The organism is Sphingomonas sp. GCM10030256, assembly GCF_042666415.1.
In the GTDB taxonomy this organism is placed as follows: Bacteria; Pseudomonadota; Alphaproteobacteria; order Sphingomonadales; family Sphingomonadaceae; genus Sphingomicrobium.
The window spans coordinates 1,054,015-1,068,163 of the sequence record NZ_JBHTDI010000001.1 but is presented as its reverse complement, the minus strand read 5'-3'; the positions used below and the strand labels follow the sequence as shown (position 1 = coordinate 1,068,163).

Annotated in this window: 19 protein-coding genes and 1 tRNA gene; 14 read left to right on the top strand and 6 right to left on the bottom strand. The window is 67.3% G+C overall.

The annotated features are described in order from the left end of the window. Positions 1-43 precede the first annotated feature (43 nt). From ACFQPG_RS05210 to ACFQPG_RS05195, 4 genes are all read left to right on the top strand, one after another. Positions 44-490: a PA2169 family four-helix-bundle protein gene (locus ACFQPG_RS05210; RefSeq protein WP_380810732.1), complete on the top strand. Its 447-nt coding sequence runs from the start codon at positions 44-46 to the stop codon at positions 488-490. A 3-nt stretch (positions 491-493) separates the two neighbouring features. Beyond that, positions 494-931 carry a DUF3597 domain-containing protein gene (locus ACFQPG_RS05205; RefSeq protein WP_380810731.1) on the top strand — a complete coding sequence of 146 codons (438 nt, stop codon included), beginning with the start codon at positions 494-496 and terminating at the stop codon, positions 929-931. Positions 932-1,123: 192 nt separating this feature from the next. Continuing rightward, positions 1,124-1,435, top strand: coding sequence for a glycine zipper 2TM domain-containing protein (locus ACFQPG_RS05200; protein WP_380810729.1), 312 nt, complete (start codon positions 1,124-1,126; stop codon positions 1,433-1,435). Positions 1,436-1,532: 97 nt separating this feature from the next. Further along, entirely contained in the window at positions 1,533-2,636 is a 1,104-nt protein-coding gene (locus ACFQPG_RS05195) for a hypothetical protein (RefSeq protein WP_380810728.1), read from the top strand. Between the two features lie 57 nt (positions 2,637-2,693). Here ACFQPG_RS05195 and ACFQPG_RS05190 read toward each other — a convergent pair whose 3' ends face one another. Both ACFQPG_RS05190 and epsC read right to left on the bottom strand, forming a co-directional pair. After that, positions 2,694-3,038 carry a DUF2794 domain-containing protein gene (locus tag ACFQPG_RS05190; protein WP_380810726.1) on the bottom strand — a complete coding sequence of 115 codons (345 nt, stop codon included), beginning with the start codon at positions 3,036-3,038 and terminating at the stop codon, positions 2,694-2,696. Next, positions 3,035-3,721 carry a serine O-acetyltransferase EpsC gene (gene epsC, locus ACFQPG_RS05185; RefSeq protein WP_380810725.1) on the bottom strand — a complete coding sequence of 229 codons (687 nt, stop codon included), beginning with the start codon at positions 3,719-3,721 and terminating at the stop codon, positions 3,035-3,037. The genes ACFQPG_RS05190 and epsC overlap by 4 nt, the downstream gene beginning before the upstream one ends. A gap of 138 nt (positions 3,722-3,859) precedes the next feature. Here epsC and ACFQPG_RS05180 point away from each other — a divergent pair, with 138 nt between their 5' ends. The 3 genes from ACFQPG_RS05180 to ACFQPG_RS05170 are packed head-to-tail and all read left to right on the top strand — an operon-like array spanning position 3,860 to position 6,633. Beyond that, positions 3,860-4,645, top strand: a complete 786-nt coding sequence (locus tag ACFQPG_RS05180; protein ID WP_380811715.1) for a sulfite exporter TauE/SafE family protein — start codon at positions 3,860-3,862, stop codon at positions 4,643-4,645. 45 nt (positions 4,646-4,690) lie between these two features. Beyond that, a complete protein-coding gene (gene obgE / locus ACFQPG_RS05175; RefSeq protein WP_380810723.1) occupies positions 4,691-5,734 on the top strand; it encodes a GTPase ObgE in 1,044 nt (347 codons plus the stop codon). Then, positions 5,731-6,633 carry an NAD-dependent epimerase/dehydratase family protein gene (locus ACFQPG_RS05170; protein ID WP_380810722.1) on the top strand — a complete coding sequence of 301 codons (903 nt, stop codon included), beginning with the start codon at positions 5,731-5,733 and terminating at the stop codon, positions 6,631-6,633. The genes obgE and ACFQPG_RS05170 overlap by 4 nt, the downstream gene beginning before the upstream one ends. Before the next feature lie 10 nt (positions 6,634-6,643). On the opposite strand, the gene ACFQPG_RS05165 is transcribed toward ACFQPG_RS05170, so the two are convergent. Further along, a complete protein-coding gene (locus ACFQPG_RS05165) occupies positions 6,644-8,752 on the bottom strand; it encodes an FAD-dependent oxidoreductase (RefSeq protein WP_380810721.1) in 2,109 nt (702 codons plus the stop codon). 188 nt (positions 8,753-8,940) lie between these two features. Here ACFQPG_RS05165 and msrB point away from each other — a divergent pair, with 188 nt between their 5' ends. From msrB to ACFQPG_RS05145, 4 genes are read left to right on the top strand one after another with little or no spacing between them, the layout of a single operon-like run. Further along, positions 8,941-9,444, top strand: coding sequence for a peptide-methionine (R)-S-oxide reductase MsrB (msrB, locus tag ACFQPG_RS05160; RefSeq protein WP_380810719.1), 504 nt, complete (start codon positions 8,941-8,943; stop codon positions 9,442-9,444). Further along, on the top strand, positions 9,444-10,043 hold the full coding sequence (msrA, locus tag ACFQPG_RS05155) for a peptide-methionine (S)-S-oxide reductase MsrA (RefSeq protein WP_380810718.1): 600 nt from the start codon (positions 9,444-9,446) through the stop codon (positions 10,041-10,043). The genes msrB and msrA overlap by 1 nt, the downstream gene beginning before the upstream one ends. Continuing rightward, on the top strand, positions 10,031-10,999 hold the full coding sequence (locus ACFQPG_RS05150) for a radical SAM protein (protein WP_380810716.1): 969 nt from the start codon (positions 10,031-10,033) through the stop codon (positions 10,997-10,999). Before msrA ends, ACFQPG_RS05150 begins: the two co-directional genes overlap by 13 nt. Continuing rightward, positions 10,999-11,700 carry a TIGR04283 family arsenosugar biosynthesis glycosyltransferase gene (locus ACFQPG_RS05145; protein ID WP_380810714.1) on the top strand — a complete coding sequence of 234 codons (702 nt, stop codon included), beginning with the start codon at positions 10,999-11,001 and terminating at the stop codon, positions 11,698-11,700. The genes ACFQPG_RS05150 and ACFQPG_RS05145 overlap by 1 nt, the downstream gene beginning before the upstream one ends. Here ACFQPG_RS05145 and mtnP read toward each other — a convergent pair. Further along, complete coding sequence (mtnP, locus tag ACFQPG_RS05140; RefSeq protein ID WP_380810713.1) at positions 11,615-12,493, bottom strand: S-methyl-5'-thioadenosine phosphorylase; 879 nt, start codon at positions 12,491-12,493, stop codon at positions 11,615-11,617. The genes ACFQPG_RS05145 and mtnP overlap by 86 nt on opposite strands. Positions 12,494-12,554: 61 nt before the next feature. Beyond that, a complete protein-coding gene (locus ACFQPG_RS05135) occupies positions 12,555-12,707 on the bottom strand; it encodes a hypothetical protein (protein WP_380810711.1) in 153 nt (50 codons plus the stop codon). Between the two features lie 125 nt (positions 12,708-12,832). Between ACFQPG_RS05135 and purS the strand changes: the two genes are divergently transcribed. Continuing rightward, on the top strand, positions 12,833-13,066 hold the full coding sequence (gene purS, locus ACFQPG_RS05130; RefSeq protein ID WP_380810709.1) for a phosphoribosylformylglycinamidine synthase subunit PurS: 234 nt from the start codon (positions 12,833-12,835) through the stop codon (positions 13,064-13,066). A 4-nt stretch (positions 13,067-13,070) separates the two neighbouring features. After that, positions 13,071-13,736 (top strand): phosphoribosylformylglycinamidine synthase subunit PurQ, encoded by a 666-nt coding sequence (gene purQ, locus ACFQPG_RS05125; protein WP_380810708.1) that lies wholly within the window; start codon positions 13,071-13,073, stop codon positions 13,734-13,736. On the opposite strand, the gene ACFQPG_RS05120 is transcribed toward purQ, so the two are convergent. Then, positions 13,733-13,948, bottom strand: coding sequence for a hypothetical protein (locus ACFQPG_RS05120; protein ID WP_380810706.1), 216 nt, complete (start codon positions 13,946-13,948; stop codon positions 13,733-13,735). The two genes, purQ and ACFQPG_RS05120, sit on opposite strands and share 4 nt — an antisense overlap. A 106-nt stretch (positions 13,949-14,054) precedes the next feature. On the opposite strand from ACFQPG_RS05120, the gene ACFQPG_RS05115 reads away from it, so the two are divergent. Beyond that, a tRNA-Arg gene (locus tag ACFQPG_RS05115) sits at positions 14,055-14,131 on the top strand. Positions 14,132-14,149: the final 18 nt, after the last annotated feature.

The window sequence follows — 14,149 nt, the reverse complement described above, 5'->3', positions numbered from 1 at the left end:
CAGCGTTCTAGGCCCGTAACATCCTCATCCAATGGAGAGAAAAATGGCCGGCGACGGTACTGCCACCCTGAATACGCTCACCGCCACCCTGATCGACAGCGTCAACGGCTATAGCGATGCGGCCGAAGACGCCCAGCTTGGCCGCTTCCAGCAGATCTTCCGCCAACGCGCCGACGAGCGCAGCAAGCTCGCCGAGGAGCTGCGCGCCGAGGTCCGCCGTCTGGGCGGCAACCCGGAAGACGATGGCAGCTTCCTGGGGGCAGCTCACCAGCGCTTCATGGACCTGAAGTCGGCGATCACGGGGCGCGACGACAAGGCGATCATCAACGAGGTCGAGCGCGGCGAGGACTACCTCAAGGAGAAGTTCGAGACCGCACTGAACAATGTCGACCTGCAGCCGGAAAGCCGCTCGGTGGTCGAGCGGGTCTACCAGTCGGTTCGCCAGGGCCACGACCAGATCCGCGACCTCAAGCATGGCATGGAGGCGTAAGCCATGGGTATCTTCGACAAGATCAAGGGCGCCATCTTCGGTCACAAGGATCCGGGGCCGGGCAATCGTCCGACCATTCCCGCGGGCATGGCCGGCGGCCCTCCCCTGCAGCCAGGCCAGCAGCCGGGTAGCCAACCGCAGTTCCAGCAGCAGGGCCAGCAGGGTCAACAAGGGCAGCAGCAGGTCGATGTGGAGCAGGTGCTTGGCCAGATGGCCCAGCAGAAGGGCAATCCGGACCTCAACTACCGCTCGTCGATCGTCGATCTGATGAAGCTGCTCGGCATCGATTCCAGTCTCGACAACCGCAAGGAGCTCGCCCGCGAGCTCGGCTATACCGGCGCGACCGACGGCAGTGCCGAAATGAACATATGGCTGCACAAGGCGGTGATGCGTCAGCTCGCCGCCAACGGCGGAAAGGTGCCGGCGAGCATGACCGATTAACCTGGTCGCGCGGCGGGCACCCTTCGGCGTCCGTCAAGTTGGCCAGCGACAAGGACGGAGCCCTGCCACCTCGCAAGGCTCCGTTCGTCGTAAAGAGCACTAAAACCTTGTTAACTGTCCTGCCGGTTGCAGCCCGTTCATGTTCAACCGGCCACAGTCTCACCACACCGCAACGAGAAGAGGAGATCCACAATGCGGACCATGATGCTGGCGCTTGCCGCCACTTCGCTGACTGTTCCTGCAGTCACCGTCGCCACCCCGGCCGCGGCTCACCAAGCGCGCGCTTACTCGGGCAAGACCTGGTACGACAGCCAGGGTCGCCTCCGCTGCCGTCGCTCCAATGGCACCACCGGCCTGATCGTCGGCGCCGCCGGCGGTGCGCTGGTCGGCCGGGCCATCGACACGCGCGGCGAGCGGGCGACGGGCACCATCCTGGGTGCCGCCGCCGGTGCCCTTCTCGGGCGCCAGGTCGAACGTGGACGCAGCACCCGCCGCTGCCGCTAAAAACAGCCGCCCTCACCGGTCAACTCTGGTGAGGGCAGCGCTGTATTGACATGGTAATACACTTATCCCTAGGCTTGCGCCAACAGGGAGGTGGACCATGTATTCTCAGAATGATCTCGATGAGGCGGTCTCCGCTGGCGTGCTAAGCGCCGATGCGGCGACCGCCTTTCGCGCGCATATCGACCGGCAGCGAGCCTCGCCCGCCGTGGACGAAGAGCAGTTCCGGCTGATCACCGGTTTCAATGACATCTTCGTTTCGATCGCCGGGGCGATCCTGCTGTTCGCGGTCGGCTGGATCGGCCAGTCGATCGGCCAATCCTCAGGCCTGACGATTGGCCGGGACGGACCCAGCCCGATCTCGCCGGCCGCTGTTGCTGCCGTGGCATGGGGCTTGGCGCTATTCTTCACCGCGAAGCGGCGCATGGCGCTGCCCTCGATCCTGCTGCTGCTCGCCTTTGTCGGCGGCGTATTCGGAACCGCGGCCCTGACGATTGGCCTGGCCGTTGGTGGTGCCTTCTTCGACAATAACGACAGCGGAGTGATGGTCGTCCTGGCGGTGGCTGCCGCAGTGGCCGCCGCCGGGGCCTCGCTTCACTGGCGCCGCTTCCGCGTGCCGATCACCGTTGCAGCCGGAGCCGCCGCGGTGGCAGGCATCCTGACCAGCCTGCTGATGGCTGCCCTGGGCAACGACTTCGAGGGTCAGCGCAACGTCCTTCTCGCAACGGTGCTGGTGCTCGGCGTTGGCGTCTTCCTGTTCGCCATGCGCTGGGATTCATCCGACCGCAGCCGCATCACCCGTCGAAGCGACGTCGCCTTCTGGCTGCACCTGCTCGCCGCGCCGATGATCGTGCACCCGGTGTTCACCCTGCTCGGCCTCAACGACGGCCGGGCGACCATCGGCGAAGGGCTGGTCGTGATCGTCCTCTACGTCGTCCTGGCGATCACCGCCCTGGCAGTCGACCGCCGCGCGCTGCTCGTCTCGGCCCTGGCCTATGTGCTGTTCGCGCTGAACGAACTGTTCCGGCAGTTCGGCGCGGTCGAGCTCAACGTCGCACTGACCGCCTTGGTGATCGGCTCGGGCCTGCTGCTGCTGTCCGCCTTCTGGCACCAGGCGCGGGCGGCGATCGTCGATCGCTTGCCCGGCAGCCTGCAGGACCGGCTTCCGACCACTCACGGACAGCTCGCGGCAGTTCCAGCCTGACCTTCGCAACCTGAGCGAGAGAAAGCGCCCCGTCGGCAGGTCCGGCGGGGCGTTTTGCTATTCGTCGATCAGGCGGATCAGCCGGCGTTCCAGCGGTGCGAGCACCGGCTGCAGTTCGTGGCCGCGCTTCAGCACCGCGCCATGCTCGCTGATCAGCGCCCACACGCCCTGCCGCACCCGCAGCGAGGGGCGCTTTTCAATGCGCACCTCGGGCCGCTCGGTCGCGCGGCGGAATGCGGCAAAGCTCGCCACCTCCGGGTCGAAGTGCATGGCATAATCCCGCCAGTGCCCGGCCGCGACCATCCGCCCGTACAGGTCGAGAATGCGCTGCAGCTCGGTCCGGTCGAAAGTGGCAACGGCTTTCCGGTCCTTGGGGGCCGGAAAGGGGGTAATCACGCTCACGAAGCCTTGGCCTCCGGAGCATCCTCCCGCAGCGCCTTGAGCATCGCCACATCCTTGCGCAACGCCTCGATCTCGGCTTCCAGCTCGCACTGGCGGGCGCGGGCCGGATCGACGTCTTCGCCGCACGGGGTGCCATAGGGCACGAAGCCGGGGCTGTAATGAACGGCATCCACCGGCACCGGCTTGGCCGGAATGCCGACCATGGTGCTGCCGGGCGCCACATCCTTGGTCACCACCGCATTGGCGCCGATCTTCGCCCCGGCGCCGACATCGATCGGTCCAAGCACCTGGGCGCCGGACCCGATCACCACGCCCGAGCGCAAAGTCGGATGGCGCTTGCCGCCAATCCCGGTGGAGGGGTTGGTCCCGCCCAGGGTCACATTCTGGTAGATCGTGACATCGTCTTCGATCTCGGCTGTCTCGCCGATCACCGTGAAACCGTGGTCGATGAAGAAATTCTTCCCGATGCGGGCCCCTGGGTGAATGTCGATCGCGGTCAGGAAGCGGGCTAGATGGTTGATGAACCTGGCCAGCAAATACAAGCGCCCGACGAACAGCCAGTGCGCGATGCGGTGCAGCCCGAGTGCCAACACGCCCGGGTAAAGCAGCACTTCCCAGCGCGACCGTGCGGCGGGATCCCGCGCCTTCACCGAGTCCAGATAATCCAAAAAGGCGAGGGCCAAGCCGCCAATCCTCAGCAGTTCTTGCCCCTAATGTAAGTCGCACCGGCCGCGATTGCCAGCAAATCGGCGTGAAGCCGCTTGGCGAGCGCGGAAGCATCGGGCAGAAGTGCCCAACGTCGCAGGGGAAAGGGCGCCTTCATCTTCGCGGAAATCCTGGCCGATCCGGCCGTCCTGCTCCCTTTTGTCCTGATCGGCTTTGCCGCGCAGTTGATCGACGGCGCGCTGGGCATGGCGTTCGGGCAGATCAGCAGCACGATGTTGATCGTGATGGGCGTGCCTCCAGCGGCGGCTTCGGCCGGTGTCCACACCGTCGAGACGTTCACCACCGGAGTCTCTGGGATCAGTCATATCGCCCACCGCAACGTGGATTGGCGGCTGTTCTGGCGGATCGTCATTCCCGGTGTGATCGGCGGGATCCTCGGCGCCTACGTGCTGACGCACATCCATCCGGAGGTCGCCAAGCCGCTCGTCCTCGCCTATCTGACCGTGCTCGGCCTGTACCTCTTCTATCGCGGGATCATGCACCGCCATACCGAGCGCCAGCCCAAGGTGGTGGAGCCGCTCGGGCTGGCCGGCGGTTTCCTCGACGCGGCCGGCGGCGGCGGTTGGGGAGCGATCGTCACCACCAACCTGCTGGTGCAGGGCAGCAACCCCCGCAAGACGATCGGCACGGTCAACACGGCCGAATTCTTCGTCACCATCACCATTTCGGCGACCTTCCTCGCCACCCTGACCTTCTTCGGCAACGGTGAAGCCCGCGGACTGCTGGCCAAGGCGACCGTGGGCCTGCTCATCGGCGGCGTGATCGCTGCCCCGCTGGGCGCGATGATCGCCAAGCGAGTCAATCCCGACCGGCTGCTCGCCTTCGTCGGCGCGCTGGTGACGATGACCAGTGCCTGGGGCCTGTACCGCGTCCTGAACTAACCGCTCGGCTCGCCTTTCGGGGCCGCACGCCTTACATGGGCCACCATGCATTTCCTCGATCAAGCCAAGATTTTCATCCGCTCGGGAGCGGGCGGGCCGGGAGCGGTCAGCTTCCGGCGCGAGAAGTTCATCGAATATGGCGGTCCCGACGGCGGTGAAGGCGGCAAGGGCGGCGACATCATCTTCGAAGCCGTCCCGGGCCTCAATACGCTGATCGACTTCCGTTACACGCAGCACTTCCGCGCGCCCCGGGGCAAGGGCGGCGCAGGGTCGAACCGGACCGGCGCGGGGGGTGACGACCTGGTCATCAAGGTGCCGATCGGGACCCAGATCCTGGCCGACGACGAGGAGCGCACCCTGCTTGCCGACCTCACGGAGGAAGGGCAGCGGATCGTCTTTCTGAAGGGTGGCGATGGCGGTCGCGGCAATGCCAGCTACAAGAGTTCCACCAACCGTGCCCCGCGCCAGCACGGCACCGGCTGGCCGGGCGAGGAGCAATGGGTGTGGTTGCGGCTCAAGCTGCTCGCCGACGTCGGGCTCATCGGGCTGCCCAACGCAGGCAAGTCAACGCTGCTCAACCGCACGACCAACGCCGTTGCCAAGGTCGGCGCCTACCCGTTCACCACCCTGCGCCCGCAACTGGGCGTGGTGCGGCACAAGGGGCAGGAGTTCGTCCTCGCCGACATTCCGGGCCTGATCGAAGGAGCCGCGGAGGGTGCCGGAATCGGCGACCGCTTCCTGGGCCACGTCGAACGCTGCAAGCTGCTGCTTCACCTGGTCGACGCCGCCGGCGACGATCCGGTCGAGGCCTATGAAGTCGTGCGAGGCGAGCTGGAGGCGTACGGCGCCGACCTCGAGGGCAAGCCTGAGATCGTCGCCCTGAGCCGCGCCGACCTGGTCGACGCCGAGGAGGTCGCGAAGCTCGCCAGGAAATTCGCCAAGCTGACCGGCGCACCGCCGCTGGTGGTCTCCGCGGCGACGGGTGACGGGATCGAAGCGCTGCTCGACACCATCGTCGAGCGGCTCAGCGGCGAGGTCGCGCGCGAGGTGGAGGAGCTTGCCGAGGACAAGAGCTGGTCGCCGCTGTGAAGCTGGCCATCACGGGCGGCACCGGTTTCGTCGGCACCCGCCTGCTCAGGCTGGCGGTCGAAGCCGGCCACCAGGTGAAGGCGCTCACCCGGCGCCCTCAACCGCCCCACGGCGTCCAGTGGATCGCAGGCGACCTGTCCGACCGCGATGCGTTGCGCGAGCTGGTCAGCGACGCGGATGCGGCCATTCACGTTGCCGGAGTGATCAACGCGCCAGACCGCAGGGCGTTCGACGAGGGCAACGTCGGCGGCACGCTCGCGCTGCTCGCGGCCATCACCGCAAGTGGAGCCCGGCGGTTCGTTCATGTCTCCACCCTTGCCGCCCGAGAGCCCGATCTGTCGCTCTATGGCGCGTCAAAGGCCCGGGCAGAGCGGCTCATAGCCGACTCCGGGCTCGACTGGGCGATCGTCCGGCCGCCGGCAGTCTACGGGCCGGGCGATCGCGAAACCCTTGAATTGTTCAAGGCCGCCTGCGTCGGGATCATGCCGCTGCCCCCGGCCGGGCGCCTGTCCGCCATCCATGTCGACGATCTCGGGCGACTGCTGCTCGCGCTGGCGGAGCCGGGGGCTCCGTCCCGGGTGATCTATGAACCCGACGATGGCCATGAGGGCGGCTATTCGCATCAGGAGTTCGCCCGAATGATCGGTGAAGCCGTCGATCGCCGTCCGTTCATCGTCCCGCTGCCCGCCGTGCTGCTTCTCGCAGGCGCTCGGATCGACCAGCTGGTGCGCCGGGACAAGGCCAAGCTCACGGCCGACCGGGCCGCCTACTTCTGCCATCCCGACTGGGTGGCGGATCCCACCAGGAAACCGCCGGCTGAGCTGTGGCAGCCTGATGTTCCGACCCCCAGGGGGCTTGCCGAGACAGCCGACTGGTACTGCAAGGAAGGCTGGCTCTAGCCGCCGGTCGTCAGCCCCGCCGCCAGCTGTGGAAGAGCTCCGCCAGGCGCAGCACGCGCTCGGGGCGATGGGCCCTGCGCCACTCGCCCGCTGCGGCCCGGCTGACCTCGGACAAGGTCGGATAGGGGTAGATGACCGACATCATCTGCGACAGTGGGATGCGGCGCTTGATCGCCAGCACCCACGGCATAATCAGTTCGCCGGCATGGTCGGCGACGATCGTGGCGCCGAGCACCCTCCCCTTGCGGACCACGAGCTTGACCATCCCCGGAGCGCCCGCGTCCGCGATGTTGCGATCGTTGTGAGCGACATCGAACGTCGCGATCTCGGCATCGGCCGGAGCATCTGCGCCCGTCATGCCAATCGAAGCGACTTCAGGTGAGGTGTAGGTCACCCGCGGCACCAGCGTGTCCAGCTTCAGCCGGCCGAGCGGGCCCAAGAGGGCATTGATGCCCGCGATCGCTCCCGAATGGCCCGCATAATGGGTGAACTGCGGTCCTCCGGCGGCGTCTCCTGCCACGAAGACATGGCCAAAGGGACCGCGCCCGCGTCCGTCGACAGCCAGAGTGTCCGGATCGAGGCCGAGATCCTCGAGTCCTAGCCCGCGGAGGTGAGGCTTGCGCCCTGCCGCGACGATCAGCAGGTCGAACGGGATTGCCTCGCCTGTGTCCAGGTGAAGCGCACTGGTCGTTGACCGCTCGACCTTGCGGCCGGTCAGGATGGTCACTCCATCCGTCGCGAGCGCCTGCGCGACAATCGCCGACGCTTCCGGTTCATCGCGATCTAGGATGCGCTCGGCATGGCTGACCAGGGTTACGTCAGCCCCCAGCCTGCCCAGCGCCTGACCGAGTTCGCAGCCGATCGGGCCGGTCCCGAGAATCGCGACCCGCTGCGGCACTCGATCGAATTGGTCGAGGCGGTCCCACAGCGTTTCGCTGGTCACGAAGCCGCTCTCCGCTAGCCCTGGAATCAAGGGGACGACCGGGTCGGCGCCGGTGGCGAGCAGGATGGCCCGCGCGGTGAGCCTCTCTCTGCTGTCAATCTCGATCGTCCACGGATCGACCAGCCGGGCGCTGGCCTGTCGAACGTCCACGCCTAGCCCACGGAAACGCTCGACGCTGTCGTTCGGAGCGATCGCGGCGATCGCGCCGCGCAGGTGCGCCATGGTGTTGCGAAAGTCGACGGCGCAGAGTTCGGCCTCCACCCCGAACCGGCCCGCGCGGCGCACTTCGGCCGCCGCCTTTGCGGCGCGGAGCAGGCTCTTGGATGGAACGCAGCCGGTGTTGAGGCAGTCACCGCCCATCTCGCCCCGTTCGACAAGGATCACCTTGGCCTTGAGTTCAGCTGCCACCAGGCTGGCGACGAGGCCGCCAGATCCCGCACCGATGACGATCAGGTTGGCGTCGAACCGGCGTGGGCGCCGGAAGCCGTGCAACGCCCGCCGCCGCTGCAGCCAGCCGCTCGCCGCCTTGCCAACCAGCGGAAGCAGCGCCAGCGCGAGAAAGGCGCCAAGCAACTTCGGCGAGAGAACGTCGCCCAAGCTGTCGATGGAGGCGAGGGCCGTTCCCGCGGCGGTGTAGACGATCGTCCCGGGTAGCGCCCCGGCCATGGTCAGAAGGAAGAACCGCCCGGCCGGCATGGCGGTCAGGCCAATGGCGAGGTTGATCAGGAAGAAGGGAAAGATCGGCGCCAGGCGCAGGCTGAGCAGGTAAAGGCTGCCGTCCCGCTCGATGCCCTGATCGATCGCCTGGACCGCCTTGGGAAAGCGCTGCGCCACCCAGTCCCGGGCGAGAAACCGGGCGCTCAGCATGGCCAGCGTCGCGCCGGCGGTTGACGAGAGGCTTGCCAGCACCGTCCCGCCGACCAGTCCGAACAGCGCTCCGCCGGCCAAAGTCATCACCGCCGCTCCAGGCAGCGACAGGGCCACCACCAGAAGATAAGCGGCGGCAAAGGCGGCGGGGGCCAGCACCGGATGCGCCGCGATCCACTGGCGCAGCGCCTCGCTGCCTCCTTTCAGCGCTTCCAGGCTGAGGTAGTCTCGCCCGCCCAGCAGCAGGAATGCGGCGACCGCGCCTGCGATCAGCACCAACAGGCCGATCCGCCCCGCCTTGCCGCTCACGTCAGCGGTGTCCGCCGGGGTACGATCCGTTCCATCGCCAACTGCATTCCTTGCCTGAAGTTTGCCCCAGTTACGCTGGCAATCGCCGCCCGGATGTTTCCAGCATGCACCATTCAGCTTTGCATCATTGCGGCGGGTGTAGCCGTATCTAGCCGGTGAACGAAGATCATTGCGCAAGAGGCACGAAGATGGACCCGATGAACAAGAGATCGTTCCTGGGCTGGACGGCGTCGGCGATCGCCGGCCTGGCGATCGGCGGCTGCGGCCGGGCGAAGGGAGCCGAGGCGGCCGAACGCTTCGAGGTCACCCGCACACCGACCGAATGGAAGCGCCTGCTTGGGCCACAACGCTATGCCATCCTGCGGGAAGCCGGCACCGAGCGCGCCGGATCGTCACCGCTGGACAAGGAGCATCGCAAGGGCATCTTCGTCTGCGCGGGCTGCGCCCTGCCGCTCTATGGTTCGGCGGCAAAGTATGACAGTGGGACCGGATGGCCGAGCTTCTTCAAGCCGCTCCCCAACGCCGTTCGCACCAAGCCGGACAAGGGCTGGTTCGTGACCCGGACGGAGGTGCATTGCCGGCGCTGCGGCGGTCACCTCGGCCATGTCTTCGACGACGGCCCACCGCCGACCGGCAAGCGCTACTGCATGAACGGCCTGGCTATGCGCTTCGTGCCGGGACGGTCGGCGTGATGCGAAGGTTCCTCATCGCGTCGGGAGCGCTGATCCTGGCCGCTTGCGGCAGCGATGCACCCGCCGCCGCTCCGCAAGCCGGGCAGCGCGCGACGGCGGTGTTCGCCGGCGGCTGCTTCTGGTGCACGGAAAGCGACTTCGACCACATGCCCGGAGTGCTGGATACGGTGTCCGGCTACACCGGCGGCACACTTCGCAACCCGACCTACAAGCAGGTCAGCGCCGGCGGCACCGGCCATCTGGAGGCGGTCAGGGTCACCTACGATCCGACCAGGATAAGCTATGCCGAACTTGCCCGCCGGTTCCTGCGGACGGTCGACGCGGTGGATGGCGGCGGCCAGTTCTGCGACCGCAGCGATCAGTATCGTTCCGCCATCTTCGTCGCCACCCCGGCCGAACGCGCTGCGGCTACGGCAGCCATCCGCCAGGCCTCCGCACAGCTGAAGCAGAAGGTCGCGACGGAGATCCTGCCCGCACGGACCTTCACTGCCGCCGAAGGATATCACCAGGACTATTACCGCAAGAACGCGGTCCGCTATAAGTTCTACCGCTGGAACTGCGGCCGCGATCAGCGGCTGAAGGCGCTGTGGCAACGCTAGCCCCGCCCGCCGCGTCGCCCTTCATCGACCCCGCCGAGCGCCCGTTGCCCGGGGACAAGTTTCGCGATCCGCAGGTGACGGCCAGGGGCGAGCCCCGCGCCACCGTCACTCTGGGCGAGCTTCGAACCCTGTGGCTGAACACCGGCACCTTGTGCAACCTGGCCTGCGCGAGTTGCTATATCGAAAGCAGCCCGCGCAACGACGCCTTGCTCTACCTGAGCCTGCAGGAGGCCGACCGCTTCCTCGATGAATTGACCGCGCCGATCGAGATCGGGTTCACCGGCGGCGAGCCATTCATGAACCCCGACATCATCGCCATGCTCGAAAGCGCGCTGGCCCGCGGCCATCGGGTGCTGGTGCTCAGCAACGCCATGCGGCCGATGCGGCGCCATGAGGCTCCAATCGTCGGCCTGGCTCGAAGTTTCCCCGAACGCCTGACCATCCGTGTCAGCCTTGATCACCACACCCGCGCGGTCCACGAAGCCGAGCGCGGGCCCGGCACCTGGGCCAAGGCGCTGGACGGAGTCGCATGGCTGCACGCCAACGCCGTTCCGCTGGCGATCGCCGGCCGCCTGCTGCCGGGCGAAGCGGAGGCAGACGCGCGTCGGGCCTACGCGGCCCTGTTTGCCGAACTGGGCCTGACGATTGATGCGCTCCATCCCGCCGACCTGGTCATCTTCCCGGAAATGGACGCCTCGGCCGATGTGCCGGAGATCAGCACCGCCTGCTGGGACGTGCTTGGCCTCACCCCCGCGGTGGCGATGTGCTCCAGCAGCCGGATGATCGTGCACCGAAACGGCATGGCCGGGGCCGAGGTCGCCGCCTGCACCCTGCTGCCCTACGACGAGCAATTCCTCCTCGGTCGCTCGCTTGGCGAGGCGCGGCGCACCGTTGCGCTCAACCACCCGCATTGCGCCCGCTTCTGCGTGCTCGGCGGGGCGCGCTGCAGCGGCTGATGCGCATCAGCGCCATCGTTCCGACGCTCAACGCCGCGGCTCACCTCGAACCCTGCCTCGCGGCGCTTGGCGGCGCGGATGAGATCATCGTCACCGATGGCGGGTCGACGGACGAGACGCTAGCGATCGCCCGGGGCGCCGGGGCCCGGGTGGTGAGCGGCCCCGCCGGGCGCGGCGTTCAGCTGGCAGCGGGGGTTGCCGCCGCGGCTCACGATGGACTGCTGTTCGTCCATGCCGACACTCGGCTCTCCCCCGGCGCGGTGGAGCATGTGCGGGCGCATCTGGCAAGGTCCGCCCGCCCCGCCTGCTTCGCGCTGCGGCTCGACGACGAGGCCTGGCAGGCTCGGCTGGTCGAGAGCGCGGTGGCGGTCCGAACCAGCCTCTTCCGCCTGCCTTATGGCGATCAGGCGCTCGCGGTTCGCCGTGCCGTCTACGAGCAAATGGGCGGCTTTCGGCCGCTGCCGTTGATGGAGGATGTTGACCTCATCGGGCGCCTGCCGCCGGTCGTCATGCTCCCGCACGAGGCCCATACCTCTGCCGAGCGCTGGCGCAGCGACGGCTGGGTTCACCGTTCCGCCCGCAACCTGCTGTGCCTTGCCTTGTGGCGCGCTGGAGTCAGGCCGGAGCGGATCGCAAGGCTCTACCCGCGACCGCGTCGAGCCGCTCGCACGCCCGCGCATCGCGCTCAGCCGGCGGAGTGACGATGGCATAGTCCAGCACCGTGTCCAGCTGTGATGCTTCACGTCTTTCCGGGAGCGCTGCCGCCAGCGCGACCAGCATCCGTGCCGCGGCCTTGGCGTTGGCCCGCATCGTCGCCAGCACCGACTCCACCTCGACCGCGGCCTGGCCGTCGCGCCAGCAATCATAGTCGGTGACCATCGCCACCAGCGCGTAAGGCAGCTCCGCCTCCCGCGCGAGCTTTGCCTCGGGCATGGCGGTCATTCCGATCACGTCGCAGCCCCACTGGCGGTACAGGCGGCTCTCGGCGCGAGTGGAGAATTGCGGTCCCTCCATCGCCAGATAGGTTCCACCGTCATGAGCCTTTGCGCCCGCCTGTCGGGCGGCCTCTCCCGCCAGGCCGCTCAGCCGGGGACAGACCGGGTCCGCCATCGACACGTGGGCGACGATGCCGTCTCCGAAGAAGCTGGATGGCCGCCCGCGCGTGCGATCGACGAACTGGTCGACCAGCACGAACTCGCCCGGGACCAGTTCCTCCCGGAGCGAGCCGACTGCGGAAATGGCCAGCAGGTCGGTGGCGCCGGCACGCTTCAGGGCGTCGACATTGGCGCGAGCGTTGACCTGGCTGGGCCCGATCCCGTGCCCGGCTCCGTGGCGGGGAAGAAAGACGAAGCGCCGACCTCCAATCCGGCCGCGCGTCACCGGCGCGGACGGGGCACCCCAGGGCGTCGGCAGCGACAGTTGCTCGGCGTCTTCCAGCCCGGCAAGCTCGTACAAGCCCGACCCGCCCAGCACCCCGATGCACCATTCCGCCATCCGCCGTCCCTCGCTTCAAAGGATCGGCTTACGGCGTGGCGCGAGGGGTGAAAAGCTCGGTTCAGCCGCGGGTCTTGTAGCCGCACACGGTCCCAAGCACGAAGCAGGTGAACAGCGCCAGCTGCACCTTGCCACCGACGTCGGACCAGCCGAAGTAATTTTCCCCGAAGGCGAACAGGAGTACAAAGATCGCCATCGCAATGCTGCTGATCATGCCACGCCCCCATTCCTGTCGGTCCGGGACCATGCCCCCGCAATGGTAAAAGGCGGGTAAAGCTTGCTCATCGGCAGGCTCCGCCATAGGGCGGGACGCAGTTCAGCTTCGAGGGAAAGCAAGTCATGAAGGCCCGCGTGTTCGTCACCCTGAAGCCTGGAGTGCTGGACCCGCAGGGCAAGGCGATCCACCATGCGCTTGAGGGCCTGGGCTTCGGCGGCGTCGAGGAAGTGCGCGCCGGCAAGCTGATCGAACTGGAACTGGCCGAGGGTACGGCCGAGGCCGACATCGACGCCATGTGCCGCAAGCTGCTGGCCAACACGGTGATCGAAAATTATCGGATCGAACGGCTGGGGTAAGGCGATGAAGACTGCGGTGATCGTTTTCCCGGGCTCCAATTGCGACCGCGACCTGGCAGTGGCTCTGGAGCAGGTCACCGGACGCAAGCCGGCCATGGTGTGGCACCGCGAGACCGAGCTTCCGGACGGGACCGATTTCATCGGCATTCCGGGCGGCTTTTCCTACGGCGATTACCTCCGGTCGGGTGCGATGGCGGCGCGATCGCCGGTGATGCGGGCCGTCGCAGAGAAGGCGGCACGCGGCGTTCCGGTGCTTGGCATCTGCAACGGTTTCCAGGTCCTGACCGAAGCCGGGCTGCTGCCGGGCGCCCTGATGCGCAACTCCGGCCTGACCTTCGTCTGCCGACCGGCGCACCTGACCGTCGAGAACAGCCAGACGCTGTTCACCGCCCGCTACCGCAAGGGCGAGGAGATCGTGATCCCGGTTGCCCACCATGACGGCAACTACCAGGCGGATGCCGCCACCCTCGAAAGGATCGAAGGCGAAGGCCGCGTCGCCTTCCGCTACTTCCACGAGGTGAATGGGTCGGCCAACTCCATCGCGGGGATCGTCAACGAAGCGGGCAACGTACTCGGGATGATGCCGCATCCGGAGCGGGCGATGGAAGACGCGCACGGCAACACCGACGGGCGGCGGCTGTTCGAAGGGTTGCTGGAAGCCGTTGCCTAGCGTTTGCCGCGTCGGACGACCGGCACTTCCTTGCACCGGTTCACGGCCGTCGGCGAGGGGCACATCACCAGCCGGTCAGGTCCGGACGAGCCAAGCACGATCGCCCGCTTTTCGAGACTCATCGGTTCGGTGAAGACGACGACGATCATCGCCTGCGCCACCGACGGAATCGCCAGCAGCGCTGCCAAAGTGATGCACGGAAGGACTCGCATCGATCACCCCCAAGTAATCATTGGCAGAATAGCGCGTCGTGGATTTAATGCCAGATGAACGTCGCGGCTTTGCGCCCCCACCAGGAGCGGCTAACAGCACCCTCGGGCGCCCGTAGCTCAGTTGGATAGAGCACGAGCCTTCTAAGCTTGTGGTCGCAGGTTCGAATCCTGCCGGGCGCGCCATTCCCTCCTGTTGCGCCA

What these genes read in the sequence shown, in the direction of transcription:
- ACFQPG_RS05145 (WP_380810714.1), top strand. Translation starts at nt 10,999, where the DNA reads ATGCGCATCAGCGCCATCGTTCCGACGCTCAACGCCGCGGCTCACCTC.
- purQ (WP_380810708.1), top strand. Translation starts at nt 13,071, where the DNA reads ATGAAGACTGCGGTGATCGTTTTCCCGGGCTCCAATTGCGACCGCGAC.
- obgE (WP_380810723.1), top strand. Translation starts at nt 4,691, where the DNA reads ATGCATTTCCTCGATCAAGCCAAGATTTTCATCCGCTCGGGAGCGGGC.
- ACFQPG_RS05200 (WP_380810729.1), top strand. Translation starts at nt 1,124, where the DNA reads ATGCGGACCATGATGCTGGCGCTTGCCGCCACTTCGCTGACTGTTCCT.
- msrA (WP_380810718.1), top strand. Translation starts at nt 9,444, where the DNA reads ATGCGAAGGTTCCTCATCGCGTCGGGAGCGCTGATCCTGGCCGCTTGC.
- msrB (WP_380810719.1), top strand. Translation starts at nt 8,941, where the DNA reads ATGGACCCGATGAACAAGAGATCGTTCCTGGGCTGGACGGCGTCGGCG.
- ACFQPG_RS05210 (WP_380810732.1), top strand. Translation starts at nt 44, where the DNA reads ATGGCCGGCGACGGTACTGCCACCCTGAATACGCTCACCGCCACCCTG.
- mtnP (WP_380810713.1), bottom strand. Translation starts at nt 12,493, where the DNA reads ATGGCGGAATGGTGCATCGGGGTGCTGGGCGGGTCGGGCTTGTACGAG.
- ACFQPG_RS05195 (WP_380810728.1), top strand. Translation starts at nt 1,533, where the DNA reads ATGTATTCTCAGAATGATCTCGATGAGGCGGTCTCCGCTGGCGTGCTA.
- purS (WP_380810709.1), top strand. Translation starts at nt 12,833, where the DNA reads ATGAAGGCCCGCGTGTTCGTCACCCTGAAGCCTGGAGTGCTGGACCCG.
- ACFQPG_RS05120 (WP_380810706.1), bottom strand. Translation starts at nt 13,948, where the DNA reads ATGCGAGTCCTTCCGTGCATCACTTTGGCAGCGCTGCTGGCGATTCCG.
- ACFQPG_RS05135 (WP_380810711.1), bottom strand. Translation starts at nt 12,707, where the DNA reads ATGATCAGCAGCATTGCGATGGCGATCTTTGTACTCCTGTTCGCCTTC.
- ACFQPG_RS05205 (WP_380810731.1), top strand. Translation starts at nt 494, where the DNA reads ATGGGTATCTTCGACAAGATCAAGGGCGCCATCTTCGGTCACAAGGAT.